This window comes from Polynucleobacter sp. UK-FUSCHL-C3, from assembly GCF_040409815.1.
Classification (GTDB): Bacteria; Pseudomonadota; Gammaproteobacteria; order Burkholderiales; family Burkholderiaceae; genus Polynucleobacter.
On the sequence record NZ_CP099959.1, the window covers coordinates 1,033,777 to 1,048,832 of the forward strand.

Consider the following 15,056-nt stretch of genomic DNA (forward strand, 5'->3'; position numbering starts at 1 on the left):
AGGAAAAATTAATTTTTATTTCCTTTTAATGCGGTCTCAAGCTCATTAATCTTATTTTGCATCGCAGCAATCCTAGCGTTGAGCATCCCAACGTTCAGATAGGTCTCATCAGCAACGGGGGAGGCTAAATGACTGGCCCACCCTAACCATGACGAGTCATATATCTTGACGTTCTTGTATCCAAGATTTTGTAGAACGGTTGCGGTCTCAGCGGCACGTACCCCACTTTGGCAATAAACCACTGTCTCTTTATTGGGGTCTAATTTTGCATACAGCGCATTGAGCTCGTCTTTTGTTTTTAAAGACATCCCGGCATTTGTTTTGACTTCTTTCTTGGCAAGCTTTAATCCGGTGGCTGGATCTTTCCAGTTTTGCTCATACGGAATACTAATCGCGCCGGGTATATGCCCTCCCCGTATCGCACGAACATCATTACCCTTAAACTCATTAAAGGTTCTCGCATCCACCACTTGAACCGATTGATTGTTATAGAGCTTACGCATTTGCTCATTGCTAACCACTAAGTTTTCCTGAGGGGCTAACTTGATATTTATAGATCCCAAGGTAGATGATGTTTTCTCAATCGGTAAGCCAGCATCTGCCCAGCCATCAATACCATCATGAAAAACTTTGGCCTGCTTACCCCCAAAATAATGGATTGTGAATAGGCCAAAATAGGAGTAAGGATTACCTCTCGAGCCATACACCACGATCTCTTTATAAATATCTAGCCCAGCCTTATTAAAGATTGCATTGATCTCCGCTAAATCAATAAAATCCTCGCGATTGGGGTCTCGTAAAACAGTTCCGATATCCCCGAAATTGATTGCACCAGGAATATGTCCTTCAAGATACTGATTACTGGCGCGCACATCCCAAATAATCGCACCACGTTGCTGGGCCGCTTTTACATACTGGAGATCAACAATGGTGCCTGATTGAGCCCAAGCCGCCCCTCCAAAAGATATGAGTGATAAAAGAATGACTGCAATTAGATGTTGAATGGTTTTCATAGCGACTCCTTCAAGGTGAACTGCTATTTATGTATCGTGCGCTTTGTCTTGTAATTTCTTCTTCTCATCCTTCTCACGCTCTTTTTTAAGATCGCGCAACTGCCACCAGGCAAATAGTAAGACGCCACCAAACACGAGCACTACTTCAATCAAGATGATGGGACCAAAGTTTTCCATCATGAGGCCTGCGTGTAGGCGCGCGACAGGATAGTTTTGATGGCTTGCAAGTTTTTATACTCCAATACCGCATCGCTCATGGACGAAATGCTGTCATAAATAGTTTGTCTTTGCTCTAGATTACTCCATAAATCGGCCAAAGGACATACCTCGACCTTCACCAAGAACAAACTTGACCTTCCTGTATTGCTTGGTAGGGGTAAAGTCGTTTGGGTCTCTACGCGGTAATAGAGATCATCGATTGTTTTGGGGGTACTTGGGTTCTTGTATTTAGGGTGCTGGCTTAATTTGGGGCTGTTTGTAATGGTCCATACATAACGTCGGAATGAGCCCTGTTCTAGATCGCCCATCACATGGGCTATTTTGGGACTAGCAGCCACCAACTTTTGCCCATCAGCAACATGAGCGTGAATTTGTCCTAAGGGCATCCCAATGCGTTCTGCAGGCACCCAACTACTCGGGAAGCAAAAACAGATAGCGCTCAAGACCCCGTCTTGCATCAAGGCCACATCTTCCTCAAGGCACAAAGCCAGATCCTCAATTGACTGGATCTGCTCAGGCTTAGGCACGTGTAGAACTTGAGCAGCGTGCTGAAGAAGTGGAGTCAGGGTGGCATGAGGAATTTGTGCGCATAGATCGGCACCCAGCGAGGCTAGCTCTACTCTTTTTGCCTCAAGATACGAAGTCCTTGCTGGTAAATGAGTCAGTGCGCCTTGATGTCGCACCATGCGTGGTGCCGTGCTGTATGGCACCTCAACAATAAAGGGTGGTAGCGAGTTCTTATCCTCCATAGGACTCTGACTTAAATACGTTCTATTTTGATGCGATTGATGGCAAAGAATGAACCAATAAATGCATTAAGGATAGCGATGAAGATACTAGCAAAGAAGGCGGTCCAAAATCCGGCCAGCACAAAACCACTCACCAGTTCTGCTACAAGCATTAAGACCAATGCATTAATCACCAATAGAAATAATCCCATGCTTAATAGCGTTAGTGGCAGAGTAAACAAAATGAGTAAGGGGCGCACAATCGCATTCGCAAGGCCCAATACCAAAGCAGAAATAATCAAGGCGCCTGAGTCATTAAATTGGAGACCATCGAAGACATAACTTGCAGCCCATAGCGATAGCGAGGTGATCGCCCAGGTCAACATGAATAAGGTCATAACACCCCGCCCTTCCTGATTTAGAGTTTTAATGAGTAATATACCGATTATTAACAAAATAGAGTCTGATGCCAAATCCCATCTCCAAAAAATTATTGCTCTCGAAGTGGACTGCTTGTAAGCCCAAGAATAAAGAGAAGCACTTTCTAGTGAGCAAAATCCATGATCCCAATGCGGAGGAATCCAATACGATCCCCGCAGGCTTTGTCGAGCTCGAAGCTGTTATGAGTAAGCGTTGCTATCTTCTGCCGATTGAGGAACTAAAGAACCAAGATCAATGGCAAATCGGCTGGAAGCATTAAGTTAATATTGTCTTGTTCTGCTTTATTTTGGAGATATTTATGACCCGTCGCTCATTTATTAAACAAACCGGTGGTCTCGCGATTGCTGGTGGCGCCACCCTCTTATCCAGTTCCGCTCTTGCGCAATCTGATACCGTTCGCTGGCGCTGTGCCTCGAGCTTTCCAAAGAGTGTTGATACCCTATATGGCACTGCAGAATTAATTGCCCGTCGTGTGGGACAAATTACGGGTGGGAAGTTTCAGATTAGTGTGCATGCTGCCGGTGAGATCGTTCCTGCATTACAGGTTCTTGATGCTGTAGAGAAAGGTACGATTGAGTGCAATCACACTGCCCCCTACTATTACATTGGCAAAGATCCTGCTTGGGCATTTGGTACTTGCATTCCCTTTGGCCTTAACAGTCGTCAATACAACGCTTGGTGGATCCATGGTGATGGAGAAAAGATCTTTAATGAGTTTGCCCGACAGTCTGGGGTCATTAATTTTCTGGCAGGTAATACCGGCACCCAAATGGCAGGCTGGTTTAAGAAAGAGATCAAAACGGTAGATGATCTAAAGGGGTTAAAGTTCAGAACCGGTGGTATGGGTGGTCAAGTTCTTACTAAACTCGGGGTCGTTACCCAACAATTACCTGCCGGAGAAATTTACTCTGCACTTGAAAAAGGAACTATTGATGCAGCAGAGTTCACGGTTCCCTACGATGATGAGAAATTAGGTCTCAATAAGATTGCCAAGTACTACTACTATCCAGGTTGGAATGAAGGCAGTGCGGCATTAGCCTTTCAGGTTAATGCCAAAGCGTATGACGCCTTACCAGAGGCTTATAAGATGGCAATCCAAGCCGCTACTTCGGAAGCCAATACCTGGATGCAAGCCAAGTACGATGCATTAAACCCAAATGCATTAAAGCGTCTTGTACAGGGCGGCGCCATCTTGCGTGCTTACCCACAATCGGTCATGGATGATTGCTTTAAGGCCAATCAAGAGCTTCTTGAAGAGACCAGCGCCAAGAGTGCAACCTTTAAACGGATTCTGACGCAAATGCGTAGCTTCCAGCGTGATCAACAAGCCTGGTTTAGGGTTGCTGAGGGTAGTTACGACAACTTCATGTCTAGACAAAAACTCTGATCTACTTGCGCTTGAAATAATCAGCAGGATCTTCTGCGGGGGCAGCCCGACTTGGTTGCGCCCCACTGTCACTCTCGTCAAGCTTGATCTCGATCTGCTGTATATCTACTTCGAGGGGCTTATCCAATAGGCCCGTCACGATCTGAGGGTAAAAGATTAAGATCAAAACCAACAATAGTTGTAAGCCTAGCCACGGAATTGCTCCAAGATAAATATCACTACTCTTAATACTGGGTGGTGCAATGCCGCGGAGATAAAACAGAGCAAAGCCAAATGGTGGATGCATGAACGAAGTTTGCATATTGACGCAGATTAATACCCCAAACCAAATGAGATCAATCCCAAGATCCTTAGCAAGCGGTGCCAATAGCGGAATCACAATAAATGCGATCTCAAAGAAGTCAAGGAAGAATGCCAAGACAAAGATGATGATGTTCACAATGATCAGGAAGGTCACCGCATCATCGGCCCCCATCGCTGAAAACAAATGCTCAATCCACTTACCCCCATCCACTCCCTGGAATACCAAGGTAAACACCGTGGCACCAATCAGAATAAAGATCACCATCACGGTAATGTTCATGGTGGACTCCATACCTTGCCATAACATCTTCCAGTGAAGTCGGCGATGCATGGCTGCTAAGACCATCGCACCAACCACTCCCATGGCCCCTGCCTCTGTGGGCGTTGCGAGCCCCATGAAGATGGTGCCCAGTACTATAAAAATAAGTGCCATGGAAGGCAGAATCGCAAGTACTACGGTCTTGATTAAGTCCCAACCCATTGGTGTTCTAGCTTCTTTAGGTAGGGGCGGCATTAATTTAGGATTAATGAATGACAAGATCAAGATGAATAACAAAAAGATTAAGATTTGAGCAATCGATGGTCCAATAGCTCCTAAATACATATCCCCTACCGACTTACCAAGTTGATCTGCCAAGACTATTAAGACCAATGAGGGAGGGATCACCTGCGTAATGGTTCCTGAGGCAGCTACTACACCAGTCGCTAAGCGCGGCTGATAGCCATAGCGCAACATCACTGGCAAGGCGATCACTCCGATCGCAATCACTGATGCTGCCACGGTACCGGTGATTGCGCCTAAGATCGCCCCCACCACAATCACAGCGTAGGCTAGTCCCCCAGGTAATCCACCAAAGAGTTTTGCAAAGCCATTAAGCAAGTCTTCTGCAAGGCCACTGCGTTCCAGAATAGCTCCCATCAGAGTAAAAAATGGGATGGACAGTAAAAGCTCGTTCGATAAGATACCAAATACACGATACGGCAGATTAGCCATAAACTGAGCAGGAAAAATACCAAGCTCAATCGCAATTAGTCCGGAGACCAATCCAAGTGCAGCTAGGGAGAATGCAACCGGTAGTCCAATGATCAAAAAGACCACAAGGGCTGCAAACATTGCAGGGGCCATAAACTCAAGAGCTGGCATTATTGGTCTGGGCGTTGATACTGCATATCCAATGTGATCTTGCCTTGTAATGCAGCAAGCCGCTTAATGATCTCTGAGATTGCCTGCAAGATCAGTAAGCCAAAGCCAATGGGCATTAAGATTTTGACAGGCCACCGTATGAGCCCGCCTGCATTCGCAGAGCGCTCTCCAATCGTCCACGCTTCTAGGTACCATGGCCAGGCATAGAGAACCATCATGATGCTAAAAGGAATAACAAAAAAGAGTAGGCCAAACAGATCGAGCATCATACGTTGGCGTTGAGCAAGGCGCAGATAGAGTAGATCAACTCGAATATGACCGTTAATACAGAGTAAATGGGCAGCCCCCAACATCACGATGCCCGCAAAGAGATACCACTGCATCTCTAACCAAGCGTTTGAGCTCAAATCGAATGCATACCGTGATAAGGCGTTCCCCACTGAAATGAGCGCACAGACCAAAACCAATAGCACTGCAAGCTGGGCGGCAGTTCGACTGATACGATCAATCTGACGGGATAGCGCGAGTAAATGGTTCATGAATGCATGGGCAGGAACAAAGGTATGAGTGTATTGGATTTATGCCATAAGATACCCAAGATGAGCTCCGAGCGCCTGATTATCGATACCAATGTATTACTGGATTTATTTGTCTTTGCTGATGAGAGAGTCCTTGCCCTGCGTGAAGCAATTGAAGGCAAGCGCGCACAGCTGTTTTACTCGAGCGCGATGCTTGAAGAGTTTAAAGATGTGCTGGGTCGTGCGCAATTTGGTCTTGGCGAAGAAGTCCAGAGTTCTATTCTGCGGAATTGGCAAGACTTAGGAACGCTATTATCAATCGAGCAAAGCGCCCCAATTCGCTGCTCGGATCCTGACGATCAAATCTTTATTGATCTCGCTTATCAATTAAGGCCATCCGTTTTATTTAGCAAAGACCTTGCTTTGATCAACTTAAGGGGTAAATTGCATGGCCTAGAAATTGAGTTGCGAACCTATTAGGATTTTATTCTGCATTGCAATAAATAAAAGAATTCATTTACTTAGACCGATTTGCTCATAGCAACTCTCGATAAATAAATTTCATGAGATCCTTGATTGACTTCTGCTGTGCGCAGGAATAGGATAAAAACGTGGTGTCATAGATTGTGTGTGATCCACACTGGTAGCAATACCAGTTCTCATGAGGGTACATTCATGCACCCTTCTTCAATACAGGACATCAGACTCCTGTGGCGATGACAACCACTCAAAAGAGTGGTACAGCCCGGCGGCATACCCGTCGGGCTTTTTGTTTACTTACAGCCCAATTGTTTCTGTGCCAGTCGTTGCGTAGCATTCTCTGCCATTGCCTCAAATCGTTTGGTCATTTGATTTTTAATGAAATACTCCACCACAATCTGGGGCACGATTGAACTGATCTCTACATTGGCCCGAAACTGGAATCGCGTTCCCTCGCCTTCAGGTTCAATGCGCCAGCTACCTTTATATAGCTTTGCATCTCCACTGATTTGCTCAAAGTCGATGATTTGCTCTGATAGCTCTTTGTACTGAACGACCGAGCGCATGGTAATCGGTATTAGCATGATCCGGTCTTCCACAACACGCTCTACTTTCACTTGATTGCCAGAGCGACTAATAATCTTAGACTCTTTAATGCCTGGAAGGGATCTGGCTCCCTCATAATCTTTGAGATAAGCGCTAGCCTGGCAGGGACTCAGGGCAACCTTATAGTCTGCAATGATTTGAAACTGATCCTCATTAGGGTAGACCTGCAGATGCAGATCAAACGTATTACTGATGGCATACACTGGATTCAGTAATGCCTGGCAGGATACGAACAAGAGAGAAAAGAATAATTTATTTAACATTCAAGCACGGCTCGAATTCTACTTAAACGGAATCGTAATCAATCCTTCTCGAGGATTCAGGGGCTGTGCGGAGTCCTCCCCCAAGGCTTTAGCCTCTGCCTCACCGGGCTGATCCGAGGTGTAGTTGGGTCCAATAATGACTTTCTTGGGTGCGCTCTCAGGGGCTGGAGGCTTGGATTTACCCATGACGCCTTGAGGTGGCACGAGGGGTTGCTGATTTATGGCTTTAAGCTCTTCGGGTTGAAAGGGAGAAATCGATTGAGCTAAGACCGGCATCGCCATGATTGTTGTGACAATACCAAAGGTCATTAAATAGGTCTTCATAGGGAATATTAACCCACTCTTTATACCTGTGTCTCCCCTAAAATAGTGAATACATTTAGCCATAGATAGGGGTTTCAGATGCCAGCTAGTCGTGAGCAGCTCACAGAGTTCTTTGCCAAAGACTTTCCACAGACCAAATGTCAGATCGTTTCAGTGGAACAAGGGAGTGCCGTAGTAACCCACCCCGTTGGAGTTGATGAACTTCGACCTGGTGGAACGGTATCGGGGCCCACCATGATGTCCTTGGCAGATGTTGCCCTTTATGTCGCGATCTTGGGGGAAATTGGGATTGTGCCGCTGACCGTGACCACGAGTTTAAATATCAATTTTCTGAAGCGCCCCCAACCGTCTAATAGCATTCGGGCTGAGAGCCGTTTACTAAAATTGGGCAAGACCTTAGTGGTTGGCGAAGTTCATATCTTTTCAGGAGATGATCCCAAGCCAGTTGCACATGCCACTGGCACCTACTCTATTCCGCCCCAGAAGTAATATCAGTCTTTACGCTTAAACATACCCACCACCCCAGCGAATATTTTGGGTGAGAGCGATAAAGCAAATAGTAGATCAACAATAAAGAACCATGAGCCACGCGTCAGCTCAACGATCGCGAGTACTACAAAGACCGCCATCATCACTCGGCGTAATGTATCTTGTGGAAAATAACCCATTGCGTAATCCTCTTTGGTTTATTGCTGCAGTTTAGATGATTTGTACGACATCATCAAAAGCCAATCGTGGTCCACGTGCATAAATACCTGCAGGATCAGCGACACCAATATTGAGTAAGAAGTTTGCTTTATAGCGACCATCCGTAAAGAACTCTGCATTGACTTTGGCAGGATCAAATCCCGACATCGCTCCACAATCAAAGCCCAGACTGCGAACCGCCATGATTAAGAACGCACCCTGCAAAGAGCTATTCCGCAGACCAGCAACCTCGGTCACCGCTGGCTTACCCTCAAAAAATGGCTTAGCATCCACTGCTGGATATAAGACAGGCAAGTGCTCATAAAAGAGAGTATCAAAGGCTACGATGACCGTGAGGGACGCGCTTTTGACCTGAGGGACATTGCCGGGGCTTAGCGCTGGCAGTAAACGCTCTTTTGCAGCATCACTGCGAATAAATACATAACGTCCTGGTTGGGCATTAAATGCGGTTGGAGCCCACTTGAATAACTCATAGAGCTCCTGAATCCGTTCATCACTGATGTCGTGTTGTTTAAAAGCATGCACAGTGCGTGCTTCGGTAAATAGTTCTTTCTGGATATCAATGGATAGAGGTTTTTTCATGGATTGGCTCAACAGAATTAAAATAGAAACATTCTTCCATTATCAATCTTTTTACTATGAGCTCCCCCAATCCTATTACTGCAACTCTGATCCCTGGCGATGGCATTGGTCCAGAGACCGTTGAGTCCACCATCCAAATCCTAGATGCCCTCGGCAGCCCTTTTCTGTGGGATGTACAGCAGGCGGGGGTGGCTGGCATTGATGCCTTAGGTGACCCATTACCAGAACAAACCTTGGCGAGTATCCGTAAACATCGCTTAGCCCTCAAGGGTCCTTTGACCACGCCTGTGGGTGGAGGCTTTCGGTCTTCCAACGTGCGCTTGCGTGAAGAGTTTGAGCTCTATGCCAATGTGCGCCCTGCCAAGACACTGATACCGGGTCGCTTTGAGAACATAGATATTGTTTTGGTGCGTGAGAACTTAGGTGGCTTCTATGTTGCCCATGAGTACTACATCCCTGTGGGTAATGATCCTAAGGCGGTTGCTGTGTCGACCGGAATGAACACGCGTGAGAGTAGCAAACGTATCGCGCGCTTTGCCTTTGAATATGCTTTGAAGAATGGTCGCAAGAAAATTACCGTCGTTCATAAAGCCAATATCCTCAAGTTACTCACCGGCATCTTTTTGGATGCGGCTCGTGAGGTCGCCAAAGAATATGAAGGCCGAGTTGAGATGGATGACATGATTGTGGATGCCTGTGCCATGCAATTAGTACTCAATCCATGGCGCTTTGATATGTTGCTCTGTACTAATTTGTTTGGTGACATTCTGTCTGATCAAATTGCAGGTCTCGTGGGCGGTTTGGGTATGGCGCCGGGTGCCAACATCGGTGAGAGCGCTGCCATCTTTGAGGCCGTGCATGGCTCTGCTCCCGATATTGCTGGCAAAGGGGTTGCTAACCCGATCTCGATCTTATTGGCCTCTGCCATGATGCTCGATCATGTAGATAAACAAGATCTTGCAACCCGTTTACGCAAGGCCATTACAGATACCTTAAATATCGACTCGATACGCACGCGTGACCTCAAGGGGGAGGCAACGACTAAGCAGTTCACAGATGCGGTGTGCAAGCGTTTAGCGAGTGGCTAATAAGGTAAACCACTAGCGATATCTGAAGGATTTAGTGATAAAAAGAGAGCATGACATTGACTAAGGGATTAATGATGCGTCATATTATTACTTCGTTCACTTTAATTCTGATTAGCTTTATAAGCTTTCATGTACATGCTCAAAGTTATCCCAATCGCGCTATTAAGTTAGTTGTACCCTTTCCTCCGGGCGGCTTAATTGATAATGCTGCGCGCCTCATTGGTCCAGAACTCTCCAAAGAACTGGGTCAGCCCGTGGTGATTGAGAACAAACCAGGAGCGGGTGGCAATTTAGCAGCAGCCGACGTTGCAAAAGCGAGTCCAGATGGCTATACCCTTTTAATGGCCTCCGCTCCACTAAGCATTAGCCCTGCTCTGTATAAGACCTTGCCTTACAACCCAGTCAGCATTGAACCCATTGCTGTTCTCGGACAACTTCCCAATGTCTTATTGGTCAACCCAGAATCGGGGATTAACACTGTTGCCGATTTAGTCAAACGAGCGAAGGCAAATCCCGGAAAACTCAATTACGCCTCCAATGGCAATGGCACATCACTGCATCTCAGTGCCGAGATGCTTAAGAACCAAGCGGGTATCTTTGTGGTTCATATACCCTATCGTGGCTCGGCGTTTGCAAATGTTGGGCTGGTATCAAAAGAAGTGGATTTTATGTTTGATAACCTACCACCTGCTCTTGGTCTAATTAATGGCAATAAGTTAAAGCCCCTAGCAGTTACTACTGCGACACGTAATCCCGCCCTTCCCAATGTGCCGACCATGATTGAATCAGGCTATCCCAACTTCGATGTCTCTGCTTGGTTTGGCTTAGCTGCCCCAAAAGGAATACCTGATGGCGTTAGTCAGCGTTTGCAGGTTGCTTTAGAAAAGATTGTGGCTCGCAAGGAAATGGTTGAGGCAATCTCACGTTTAGGTGCTACGGTTACATACATGAATGCGCAACGTGCCGCTCAATTTATGAAGACCGATACTGATCGCTGGCGTAAGGTGATTGACTATGCCAAGATCCAGATGGATTAGGCAAAACCTTAATATATAAAGGGGGTCAAGTGACCCCCTTTATTCTTTGATGAGAACCGCTGATTACTTAATCAAACCACATGCAATTCGTGGCCCTGAATTACCTGCTGGCTGGGACTTATAGTCGTCTGGGTCACGATGCACCACTACAGAACGACCAACAATACCTGCTGGACCTGTGTTGACTGTGAACCCAGTTAATTTGGCAGAGTATGTAGCATTACCATTGGCATCCGCTTTGATATTGGGCATGTCACCAGCATGGCTGTGTGAGCTACCTGGCTGTCCGTGCGCCTTACCATCTGGATTGAAATGACCTGCCGCACTCATTGCATCGGGTGCGGAGCAATCGCCTTTTTCATGAACATGAAATCCGTGCTCTGAGTTTGGCTTAAGGCCGCTTATCTTGGCGCTTACCAAGACATCATTACCCTGCCACACAAAATTAACCTCACCTTTGGTATTTGATCCAGAACGGGACTATAAATTAGCACTCGCCTTTTGCCCAGTACCACCACCCGATGGGTGACAGGCCGTTAATAGCCCAACAATTGATATTCCTAGAATGGTTACGACATGTTTCATGTTTTCTCCCTATTTTGAAAACACTTGTCACGTCTTTCTTTTTACATCGTTTAGAGACCCCTAAACCGAATAATTAGGGTTTAAACCGATATAACAGCTTATAGCGGCTTTGTACTTGAACCCTTTTTGGATCGACAAGCGTCAGAACAGTACTTAACGCTCTCCCAGTTCTTGGCCCAAGACTTACGCCAGACCATCTCGCGGCCACATACAGTACAGGTTTTACTGGGCAGATAGGCTTTGTTACCTTTGAATGTGTTTGCAGACATGACAACAGACTTGACTACGGAGACTTCCAAAAACAAGACAAACGACGATCAATGCCAGCTGCAAAGTCATGGTAGACCCACTGATTACATATCCATGTGTCTACTACAAAGAATAGGCAAACAAGGATTACTACAAAAGAGATTAACCACTTATGGGCAGCGCTCATCTAGCGACTCCGGGAGGAATATTGATGAAGATAAATTGGCGGAGACGAGAGATTCCATTCCGTAATATCAGGCAGTTTCATACCATTTCATAACTATGTCAATAAGCTTTTAAATATATGGGTTCTTTGACTTATATAAATTCAAGTCATATCATCTAATATCACTTTTTTTTGGTACAAAGATGGTACAAAATGCCAAGACTTGCTAAGCCACTAACTGCAATCGAGGTTAAACGCCTTTCAAAGAAAGGTTTTCATGCTGTTGGGACTGTTGCAGGTCTTGGGTTAAGCATCAATCTCAATGGCTCTAAAAGTTGGGTTTTGAGAGCGACCTATGGTGGCTCAAGAAGAAAAATGGGGCTTGGTGGCTTCCCTGCCACTACCCTTGCACAAGCAACTGAGAAAGCAAGGCAAATCAAATCAGAGATTGAAAAAGGCTTAGACCCGATTCAAACCAAAAAAATCAATAAAAGCAAACTAATTTCAGATAGAGCCAAATCTAAGACTTTTGAGGAGTGTGCAAGACTTTTCCTTGATAGCAGAACCTTCCATAACAAAAAGCATGCAAAACAATGGGAATCTACTTTAAAGACATATGCATATCCAAATATTGGAAAGCTTATAGTTTCTGATATTGGCATTGAGAGTATAAAAGCCGTTTTAGACCCTATCTGGAAATCAAAAACAGAAACAGCTTCTAGGCTTCAAGGAAGGATTAAATCCATCATTGACTATGCAATAGTAAGTGGCTATAGAGAAAAATCAAACCCAGCAATATGGGATGGTTTTCTCGATTCAATATACCAATCTCCCAAAAAGATTAAAGTCGTAAAGCACATGGATTCAATGCCTTATTCAAAGGTTTATGAATTTCTGCAGGTATTGAAAAAACATAAAACTATAAGTGCTAAAGCACTTGAATTTCTAATTTTTACAGTTGTTCGCTCAGATTCGGTTCGGTCAGCCACTTGGTCACAAATAGACCTTAATAAGGGTATCTGGACAATACCAAAGTTATTAACAAAAACTAAAAAGCGAAACCATACTGTTCCCCTCTCTAGCCATGCAATCACCCTCCTAAATAAGCTGGAACGCTTTGTAGGAACTGATTTACTGTTTCCATCGCCACAACTCAAAAAAATAAGCGACAACACAATTAGTAAGCTAATGCGTGATATGCGATTTAACAAAGAATTTAAAGGTGAAGGTGTGCCGCATGGCTTTAGGGCAACCTTTAGCACTTGGAGGCTAGAAAGAACAAACTATACCCAAGAACTCGGAGAATTAAGTCTAATGCACGAGGTTGGAGATTCTGTATATCAAGCCTACCAAAGAAGTGATGGTCTAGAAAAACGAAGAAAAATTATGCAAGACTGGTCAAATTTCATCAATAAGCCCTACCAAGACCTAGAAAAATATAAATCAAAAGTTATATCTCTCAAAAGGAAAGTTGCTTGATAAAACCTAAAAAACCCTCTCCTTTGGCTGATGATGCCACCCTTAATGAATATAAAAAGGCTCAAAGTCATTACATTGAGAAAATGTTTGATACGGTAGTTCGTGAGTCAAAAGCAAAAACAACTTCAGAGGTTGTGATTTATCTCTGCGAAAAATATCACCCCGATTTCAAAATTAAACAAACAAGGGGGGCAAAAACAAAATGGGGTGATTACCTCAAAGCAATGCTTGCAGTCGAGGTGGAATTTAGAAGGAAAGAATCAGGTTCTACAAAAAAAGCAATTCGTGACCTTATAGATGACCCAATTTGGCAAAGAATGTTCAGTAAAAGCAAAGATTCCGTTGGCTTAGCAAAGGAGATAATAAAAGATGGAAAGAAGGGAATCTACTACAAAATTGCTAGATTTGAATACTTAGAAAGTGTAAATAAAGGGTATGCTGTATGGAGCAAAGAGGTAAAAAAGATAATTGATGAAGCATTATTTAGAAAATAAATTTTCAAATAAATTATTTCCTCCTAAGATGATTCTCAGTGCCATTACTGGGAGTATCAATTGGACAATTTTAAGGAAATAGGCTTAATCAGACAGAAACAATTATTACCTTTAGTAGGTTTTTCTGCACCTACTTTGTGGAGAAAAGTTAAGGCTGGTTCATTTCCGCAGCCAATAAAAATTGGCGAAAAAATGACTGCATGGCGAATGGAAGAAATTCGCATATGGATGAATGGGCTGAACTAATGAATCCGACCAAAGAGGATTTTTCAAGATTTTTAGTTGGGCAAGGCTCATTTGATTGGGCTGTGACAATGAATCTCATGAAACGACACCCAAAATATCAAACCTACATTACTTCTGAAATATTTGAAAAGACTGGTCGCCACTACCTATCTTTGGTAAATAAAAGACTTTTTAAGCGTCAATACCGATATGGTTATATCAAGCTCAATAGCATTTTTTGCATGGAATATGGGGAGCAAAAACGCCCTCATCTTCACTTTGCAATTGGAAGCCCGCCACAAATAAATAAGGATTCTGTACTTACTGAACTTTATAGGTCATATAAATTGATGGACTGGGTCAAGGGTGAAGTTCATATCACCCCGTATCACAGTCAAGGTTGGATTGATTACATTCTTAAAACAGGTTTTGACAACATTGCACTTCACTAGGAGGGCTTAATTGACATGGGCTTGAGGAGTCGTGTCATGGTGTACAAAAAAGGCTCTATCAGGCTTTAATCCCTTCCCACAACCATCTCCAACACAACTAAGAACTGCACAACAAAAAGACCCGAAATGCACACAGATACTGAGATTCTTGAAGACTCTACCCCCCGTATAAATCTAGCAACCTCAGATGATATTCGCAGAGAGATGGCTAAGGTTTACCGAGAAACTAGGTTTAATAAAATCCTACCCAATAACGGCTCAAAGCTCGTTTATATGCTTATCAACATCCTCAAGGCATACGAAGTCACCGAAATAGAAAAACGCCTTGTAGAGCTTGAAAAAGCCCATTTAAAGGGGGATAAATGACCGCTCTATCCCGCCTTGAAAAGCTGGAGCAAAAGCTACTACCAAAAGTCAAACAGGTACATTTTGTCGGATGGGCAGATTGCGAATGGAATGAGTGTGATGGCTTAGTCAGACAGCCCAATGAATCTAAAGAGCAGTTCTTTAAGCGAGTAAGGTTAAATAACCCCGATAGACTAATTTTTTGGTGCGAATAAAAAAT

23 protein-coding genes and 1 pseudogene are annotated in these 15,056 nt (G+C 44.4%); 12 read left to right on the forward strand and 12 right to left on the reverse strand.

The genetic code is table 11. From position 1 onward, the window contains the following. Positions 1 to 8: 8 nt before the first annotated feature. The 4 genes from NKE59_RS05175 to NKE59_RS05190 are packed head-to-tail and all read right to left on the reverse strand — an operon-like array spanning position 9 to position 2,358. Complete coding sequence (locus tag NKE59_RS05175; protein ID WP_353437897.1) at positions 9 to 1,013, reverse strand: rhodanese-like domain-containing protein; 1,005 nt, start codon at positions 1,011 to 1,013, stop codon at positions 9 to 11. Positions 1,014 to 1,040: 27 nt separating this feature from the next. Next, complete coding sequence (locus NKE59_RS05180) at positions 1,041 to 1,193, reverse strand: hypothetical protein (RefSeq protein ID WP_353437898.1); 153 nt, start codon at positions 1,191 to 1,193, stop codon at positions 1,041 to 1,043. Further along, entirely contained in the window at positions 1,190 to 1,981 is a 792-nt protein-coding gene (locus tag NKE59_RS05185; RefSeq protein ID WP_353437899.1) for a heme-dependent oxidative N-demethylase subunit alpha family protein, read from the reverse strand. The genes NKE59_RS05180 and NKE59_RS05185 overlap by 4 nt, the downstream gene beginning before the upstream one ends. An 11-nt stretch (positions 1,982 to 1,992) precedes the next feature. Further along, positions 1,993 to 2,358 carry a phage holin family protein gene (locus NKE59_RS05190; protein WP_353437900.1) on the reverse strand — a complete coding sequence of 122 codons (366 nt, stop codon included), beginning with the start codon at positions 2,356 to 2,358 and terminating at the stop codon, positions 1,993 to 1,995. Positions 2,359 to 2,426: 68 nt separating this feature from the next. Between NKE59_RS05190 and NKE59_RS05195 the strand changes: the two genes are divergently transcribed. Both NKE59_RS05195 and NKE59_RS05200 read left to right on the forward strand, forming a co-directional pair. Next, a complete protein-coding gene (locus tag NKE59_RS05195) occupies positions 2,427 to 2,660 on the forward strand; it encodes a TIGR02450 family Trp-rich protein (protein ID WP_353437901.1) in 234 nt (77 codons plus the stop codon). Positions 2,661 to 2,699: 39 nt separating this feature from the next. Next, the gene (locus tag NKE59_RS05200; protein WP_353437902.1) at positions 2,700 to 3,788 is read left to right on the forward strand and encodes a TRAP transporter substrate-binding protein; all 1,089 of its coding nucleotides are present in this window, start codon (positions 2,700 to 2,702) and stop codon (positions 3,786 to 3,788) included. 1 nt (position 3,789) lies between these two features. On the opposite strand, the gene NKE59_RS05205 is transcribed toward NKE59_RS05200, so the two are convergent. Further along, a complete protein-coding gene (locus NKE59_RS05205; protein ID WP_353437903.1) occupies positions 3,790 to 5,235 on the reverse strand; it encodes a TRAP transporter large permease subunit in 1,446 nt (481 codons plus the stop codon). Continuing rightward, the gene (locus NKE59_RS05210; RefSeq protein WP_353437904.1) at positions 5,235 to 5,774 is read right to left on the reverse strand and encodes a TRAP transporter small permease subunit; all 540 of its coding nucleotides are present in this window, start codon (positions 5,772 to 5,774) and stop codon (positions 5,235 to 5,237) included. The genes NKE59_RS05205 and NKE59_RS05210 overlap by 1 nt, the downstream gene beginning before the upstream one ends. A gap of 60 nt (positions 5,775 to 5,834) precedes the next feature. On the opposite strand from NKE59_RS05210, the gene NKE59_RS05215 reads away from it, so the two are divergent. After that, positions 5,835 to 6,233 (forward strand): PIN domain-containing protein, encoded by a 399-nt coding sequence (locus NKE59_RS05215; protein ID WP_353437905.1) that lies wholly within the window; start codon positions 5,835 to 5,837, stop codon positions 6,231 to 6,233. A 293-nt stretch (positions 6,234 to 6,526) separates the two neighbouring features. Here the strand turns inward: NKE59_RS05215 and NKE59_RS05220 are convergent, their stop codons facing one another. Together NKE59_RS05220 and NKE59_RS05225 are read right to left on the reverse strand one after the other, a co-directional pair. Beyond that, on the reverse strand, positions 6,527 to 7,102 hold the full coding sequence (locus tag NKE59_RS05220) for an SRPBCC family protein (RefSeq protein ID WP_353437906.1): 576 nt from the start codon (positions 7,100 to 7,102) through the stop codon (positions 6,527 to 6,529). An 18-nt stretch (positions 7,103 to 7,120) separates the two neighbouring features. Then, on the reverse strand, positions 7,121 to 7,426 hold the full coding sequence (locus NKE59_RS05225) for a hypothetical protein (protein WP_353437907.1): 306 nt from the start codon (positions 7,424 to 7,426) through the stop codon (positions 7,121 to 7,123). 78 nt (positions 7,427 to 7,504) lie between these two features. Here NKE59_RS05225 and NKE59_RS05230 point away from each other — a divergent pair, with 78 nt between their 5' ends. Further along, entirely contained in the window at positions 7,505 to 7,915 is a 411-nt protein-coding gene (locus NKE59_RS05230; protein WP_353437908.1) for a PaaI family thioesterase, read from the forward strand. Positions 7,916 to 7,917: 2 nt separating this feature from the next. On the opposite strand, the gene NKE59_RS05235 is transcribed toward NKE59_RS05230, so the two are convergent. Both NKE59_RS05235 and NKE59_RS05240 read right to left on the reverse strand, forming a co-directional pair. After that, positions 7,918 to 8,094, reverse strand: a complete 177-nt coding sequence (locus tag NKE59_RS05235) for a hypothetical protein (protein ID WP_353437909.1) — start codon at positions 8,092 to 8,094, stop codon at positions 7,918 to 7,920. Between the two features lie 31 nt (positions 8,095 to 8,125). Next, entirely contained in the window at positions 8,126 to 8,716 is a 591-nt protein-coding gene (locus NKE59_RS05240; RefSeq protein WP_353437910.1) for a malonic semialdehyde reductase, read from the reverse strand. A 56-nt stretch (positions 8,717 to 8,772) separates the two neighbouring features. On the opposite strand from NKE59_RS05240, the gene NKE59_RS05245 reads away from it, so the two are divergent. Beyond that, entirely contained in the window at positions 8,773 to 9,804 is a 1,032-nt protein-coding gene (locus NKE59_RS05245) for an isocitrate/isopropylmalate family dehydrogenase (protein ID WP_353437911.1), read from the forward strand. A 50-nt stretch (positions 9,805 to 9,854) separates the two neighbouring features. Further along, complete coding sequence (locus NKE59_RS05250) at positions 9,855 to 10,841, forward strand: tripartite tricarboxylate transporter substrate binding protein (RefSeq protein WP_353437912.1); 987 nt, start codon at positions 9,855 to 9,857, stop codon at positions 10,839 to 10,841. 63 nt (positions 10,842 to 10,904) lie between these two features. Here the strand turns inward: NKE59_RS05250 and NKE59_RS05255 are convergent. Together NKE59_RS05255 and NKE59_RS05260 are read right to left on the reverse strand one after the other, a co-directional pair. Beyond that, a pseudogene (locus NKE59_RS05255) lies at positions 10,905 to 11,288 on the reverse strand (superoxide dismutase family protein); the annotation flags it as partial. 236 nt (positions 11,289 to 11,524) lie between these two features. Further along, positions 11,525 to 11,695 (reverse strand): DUF2256 domain-containing protein, encoded by a 171-nt coding sequence (locus tag NKE59_RS05260; RefSeq protein WP_353437913.1) that lies wholly within the window; start codon positions 11,693 to 11,695, stop codon positions 11,525 to 11,527. A 359-nt stretch (positions 11,696 to 12,054) separates the two neighbouring features. Here NKE59_RS05260 and NKE59_RS05265 point away from each other — a divergent pair, with 359 nt between their 5' ends. The 6 genes from NKE59_RS05265 (at position 12,055) to NKE59_RS05290 (ending at position 15,051) form a co-directional block, all read left to right on the forward strand. Then, the gene (locus NKE59_RS05265; protein WP_353437914.1) at positions 12,055 to 13,320 is read left to right on the forward strand and encodes an integrase arm-type DNA-binding domain-containing protein; all 1,266 of its coding nucleotides are present in this window, start codon (positions 12,055 to 12,057) and stop codon (positions 13,318 to 13,320) included. After that, positions 13,317 to 13,814, forward strand: a complete 498-nt coding sequence (locus NKE59_RS05270; protein ID WP_353437915.1) for a hypothetical protein — start codon at positions 13,317 to 13,319, stop codon at positions 13,812 to 13,814. Before NKE59_RS05265 ends, NKE59_RS05270 begins: the two co-directional genes overlap by 4 nt. Before the next feature lie 60 nt (positions 13,815 to 13,874). Further along, complete coding sequence (locus NKE59_RS05275; RefSeq protein WP_353437916.1) at positions 13,875 to 14,060, forward strand: AlpA family phage regulatory protein; 186 nt, start codon at positions 13,875 to 13,877, stop codon at positions 14,058 to 14,060. Continuing rightward, entirely contained in the window at positions 14,060 to 14,491 is a 432-nt protein-coding gene (locus tag NKE59_RS05280; RefSeq protein WP_353437917.1) for a hypothetical protein, read from the forward strand. The genes NKE59_RS05275 and NKE59_RS05280 overlap by 1 nt, the downstream gene beginning before the upstream one ends. Positions 14,492 to 14,617: 126 nt before the next feature. Then, positions 14,618 to 14,857 carry a hypothetical protein gene (locus NKE59_RS05285; RefSeq protein WP_353437918.1) on the forward strand — a complete coding sequence of 80 codons (240 nt, stop codon included), beginning with the start codon at positions 14,618 to 14,620 and terminating at the stop codon, positions 14,855 to 14,857. Next, on the forward strand, positions 14,854 to 15,051 hold the full coding sequence (locus NKE59_RS05290; protein ID WP_353437919.1) for a hypothetical protein: 198 nt from the start codon (positions 14,854 to 14,856) through the stop codon (positions 15,049 to 15,051). Before NKE59_RS05285 ends, NKE59_RS05290 begins: the two co-directional genes overlap by 4 nt. The last annotated feature ends 5 nt before the right edge of the window (positions 15,052 to 15,056 follow it).

Bases quoted from the DNA above. Each gene is read 5' to 3' on its own strand.
- NKE59_RS05205 (WP_353437903.1), bottom strand. From the start codon at position 5,235: ATGCCAGCTCTTGAGTTTATGGCCCCTGCAATGTTTGCAGCCCTTGTG.
- NKE59_RS05230 (WP_353437908.1), top strand. From the start codon at position 7,505: ATGCCAGCTAGTCGTGAGCAGCTCACAGAGTTCTTTGCCAAAGACTTT.
- NKE59_RS05265 (WP_353437914.1), top strand. From the start codon at position 12,055: ATGCCAAGACTTGCTAAGCCACTAACTGCAATCGAGGTTAAACGCCTT.
- NKE59_RS05250 (WP_353437912.1), top strand. From the start codon at position 9,855: ATGACATTGACTAAGGGATTAATGATGCGTCATATTATTACTTCGTTC.
- NKE59_RS05235 (WP_353437909.1), bottom strand. From the start codon at position 8,094: ATGGGTTATTTTCCACAAGATACATTACGCCGAGTGATGATGGCGGTC.
- NKE59_RS05190 (WP_353437900.1), bottom strand. From the start codon at position 2,358: ATGACCTTATTCATGTTGACCTGGGCGATCACCTCGCTATCGCTATGG.
- NKE59_RS05180 (WP_353437898.1), bottom strand. From the start codon at position 1,193: ATGATGGAAAACTTTGGTCCCATCATCTTGATTGAAGTAGTGCTCGTG.
- NKE59_RS05200 (WP_353437902.1), top strand. From the start codon at position 2,700: ATGACCCGTCGCTCATTTATTAAACAAACCGGTGGTCTCGCGATTGCT.
- NKE59_RS05185 (WP_353437899.1), bottom strand. From the start codon at position 1,981: ATGGAGGATAAGAACTCGCTACCACCCTTTATTGTTGAGGTGCCATAC.
- NKE59_RS05260 (WP_353437913.1), bottom strand. From the start codon at position 11,695: ATGTCTGCAAACACATTCAAAGGTAACAAAGCCTATCTGCCCAGTAAA.
- NKE59_RS05280 (WP_353437917.1), top strand. From the start codon at position 14,060: ATGAATCCGACCAAAGAGGATTTTTCAAGATTTTTAGTTGGGCAAGGC.
- NKE59_RS05195 (WP_353437901.1), top strand. From the start codon at position 2,427: ATGCCAAATCCCATCTCCAAAAAATTATTGCTCTCGAAGTGGACTGCT.
- NKE59_RS05220 (WP_353437906.1), bottom strand. From the start codon at position 7,102: ATGTTAAATAAATTATTCTTTTCTCTCTTGTTCGTATCCTGCCAGGCA.
- NKE59_RS05290 (WP_353437919.1), top strand. From the start codon at position 14,854: ATGACCGCTCTATCCCGCCTTGAAAAGCTGGAGCAAAAGCTACTACCA.
- NKE59_RS05245 (WP_353437911.1), top strand. From the start codon at position 8,773: ATGAGCTCCCCCAATCCTATTACTGCAACTCTGATCCCTGGCGATGGC.
- NKE59_RS05240 (WP_353437910.1), bottom strand. From the start codon at position 8,716: ATGAAAAAACCTCTATCCATTGATATCCAGAAAGAACTATTTACCGAA.
- NKE59_RS05215 (WP_353437905.1), top strand. From the start codon at position 5,835: ATGAGCTCCGAGCGCCTGATTATCGATACCAATGTATTACTGGATTTA.
- NKE59_RS05285 (WP_353437918.1), top strand. From the start codon at position 14,618: ATGCACACAGATACTGAGATTCTTGAAGACTCTACCCCCCGTATAAAT.
- NKE59_RS05225 (WP_353437907.1), bottom strand. From the start codon at position 7,426: ATGAAGACCTATTTAATGACCTTTGGTATTGTCACAACAATCATGGCG.
- NKE59_RS05175 (WP_353437897.1), bottom strand. From the start codon at position 1,013: ATGAAAACCATTCAACATCTAATTGCAGTCATTCTTTTATCACTCATA.
- NKE59_RS05210 (WP_353437904.1), bottom strand. From the start codon at position 5,774: ATGAACCATTTACTCGCGCTATCCCGTCAGATTGATCGTATCAGTCGA.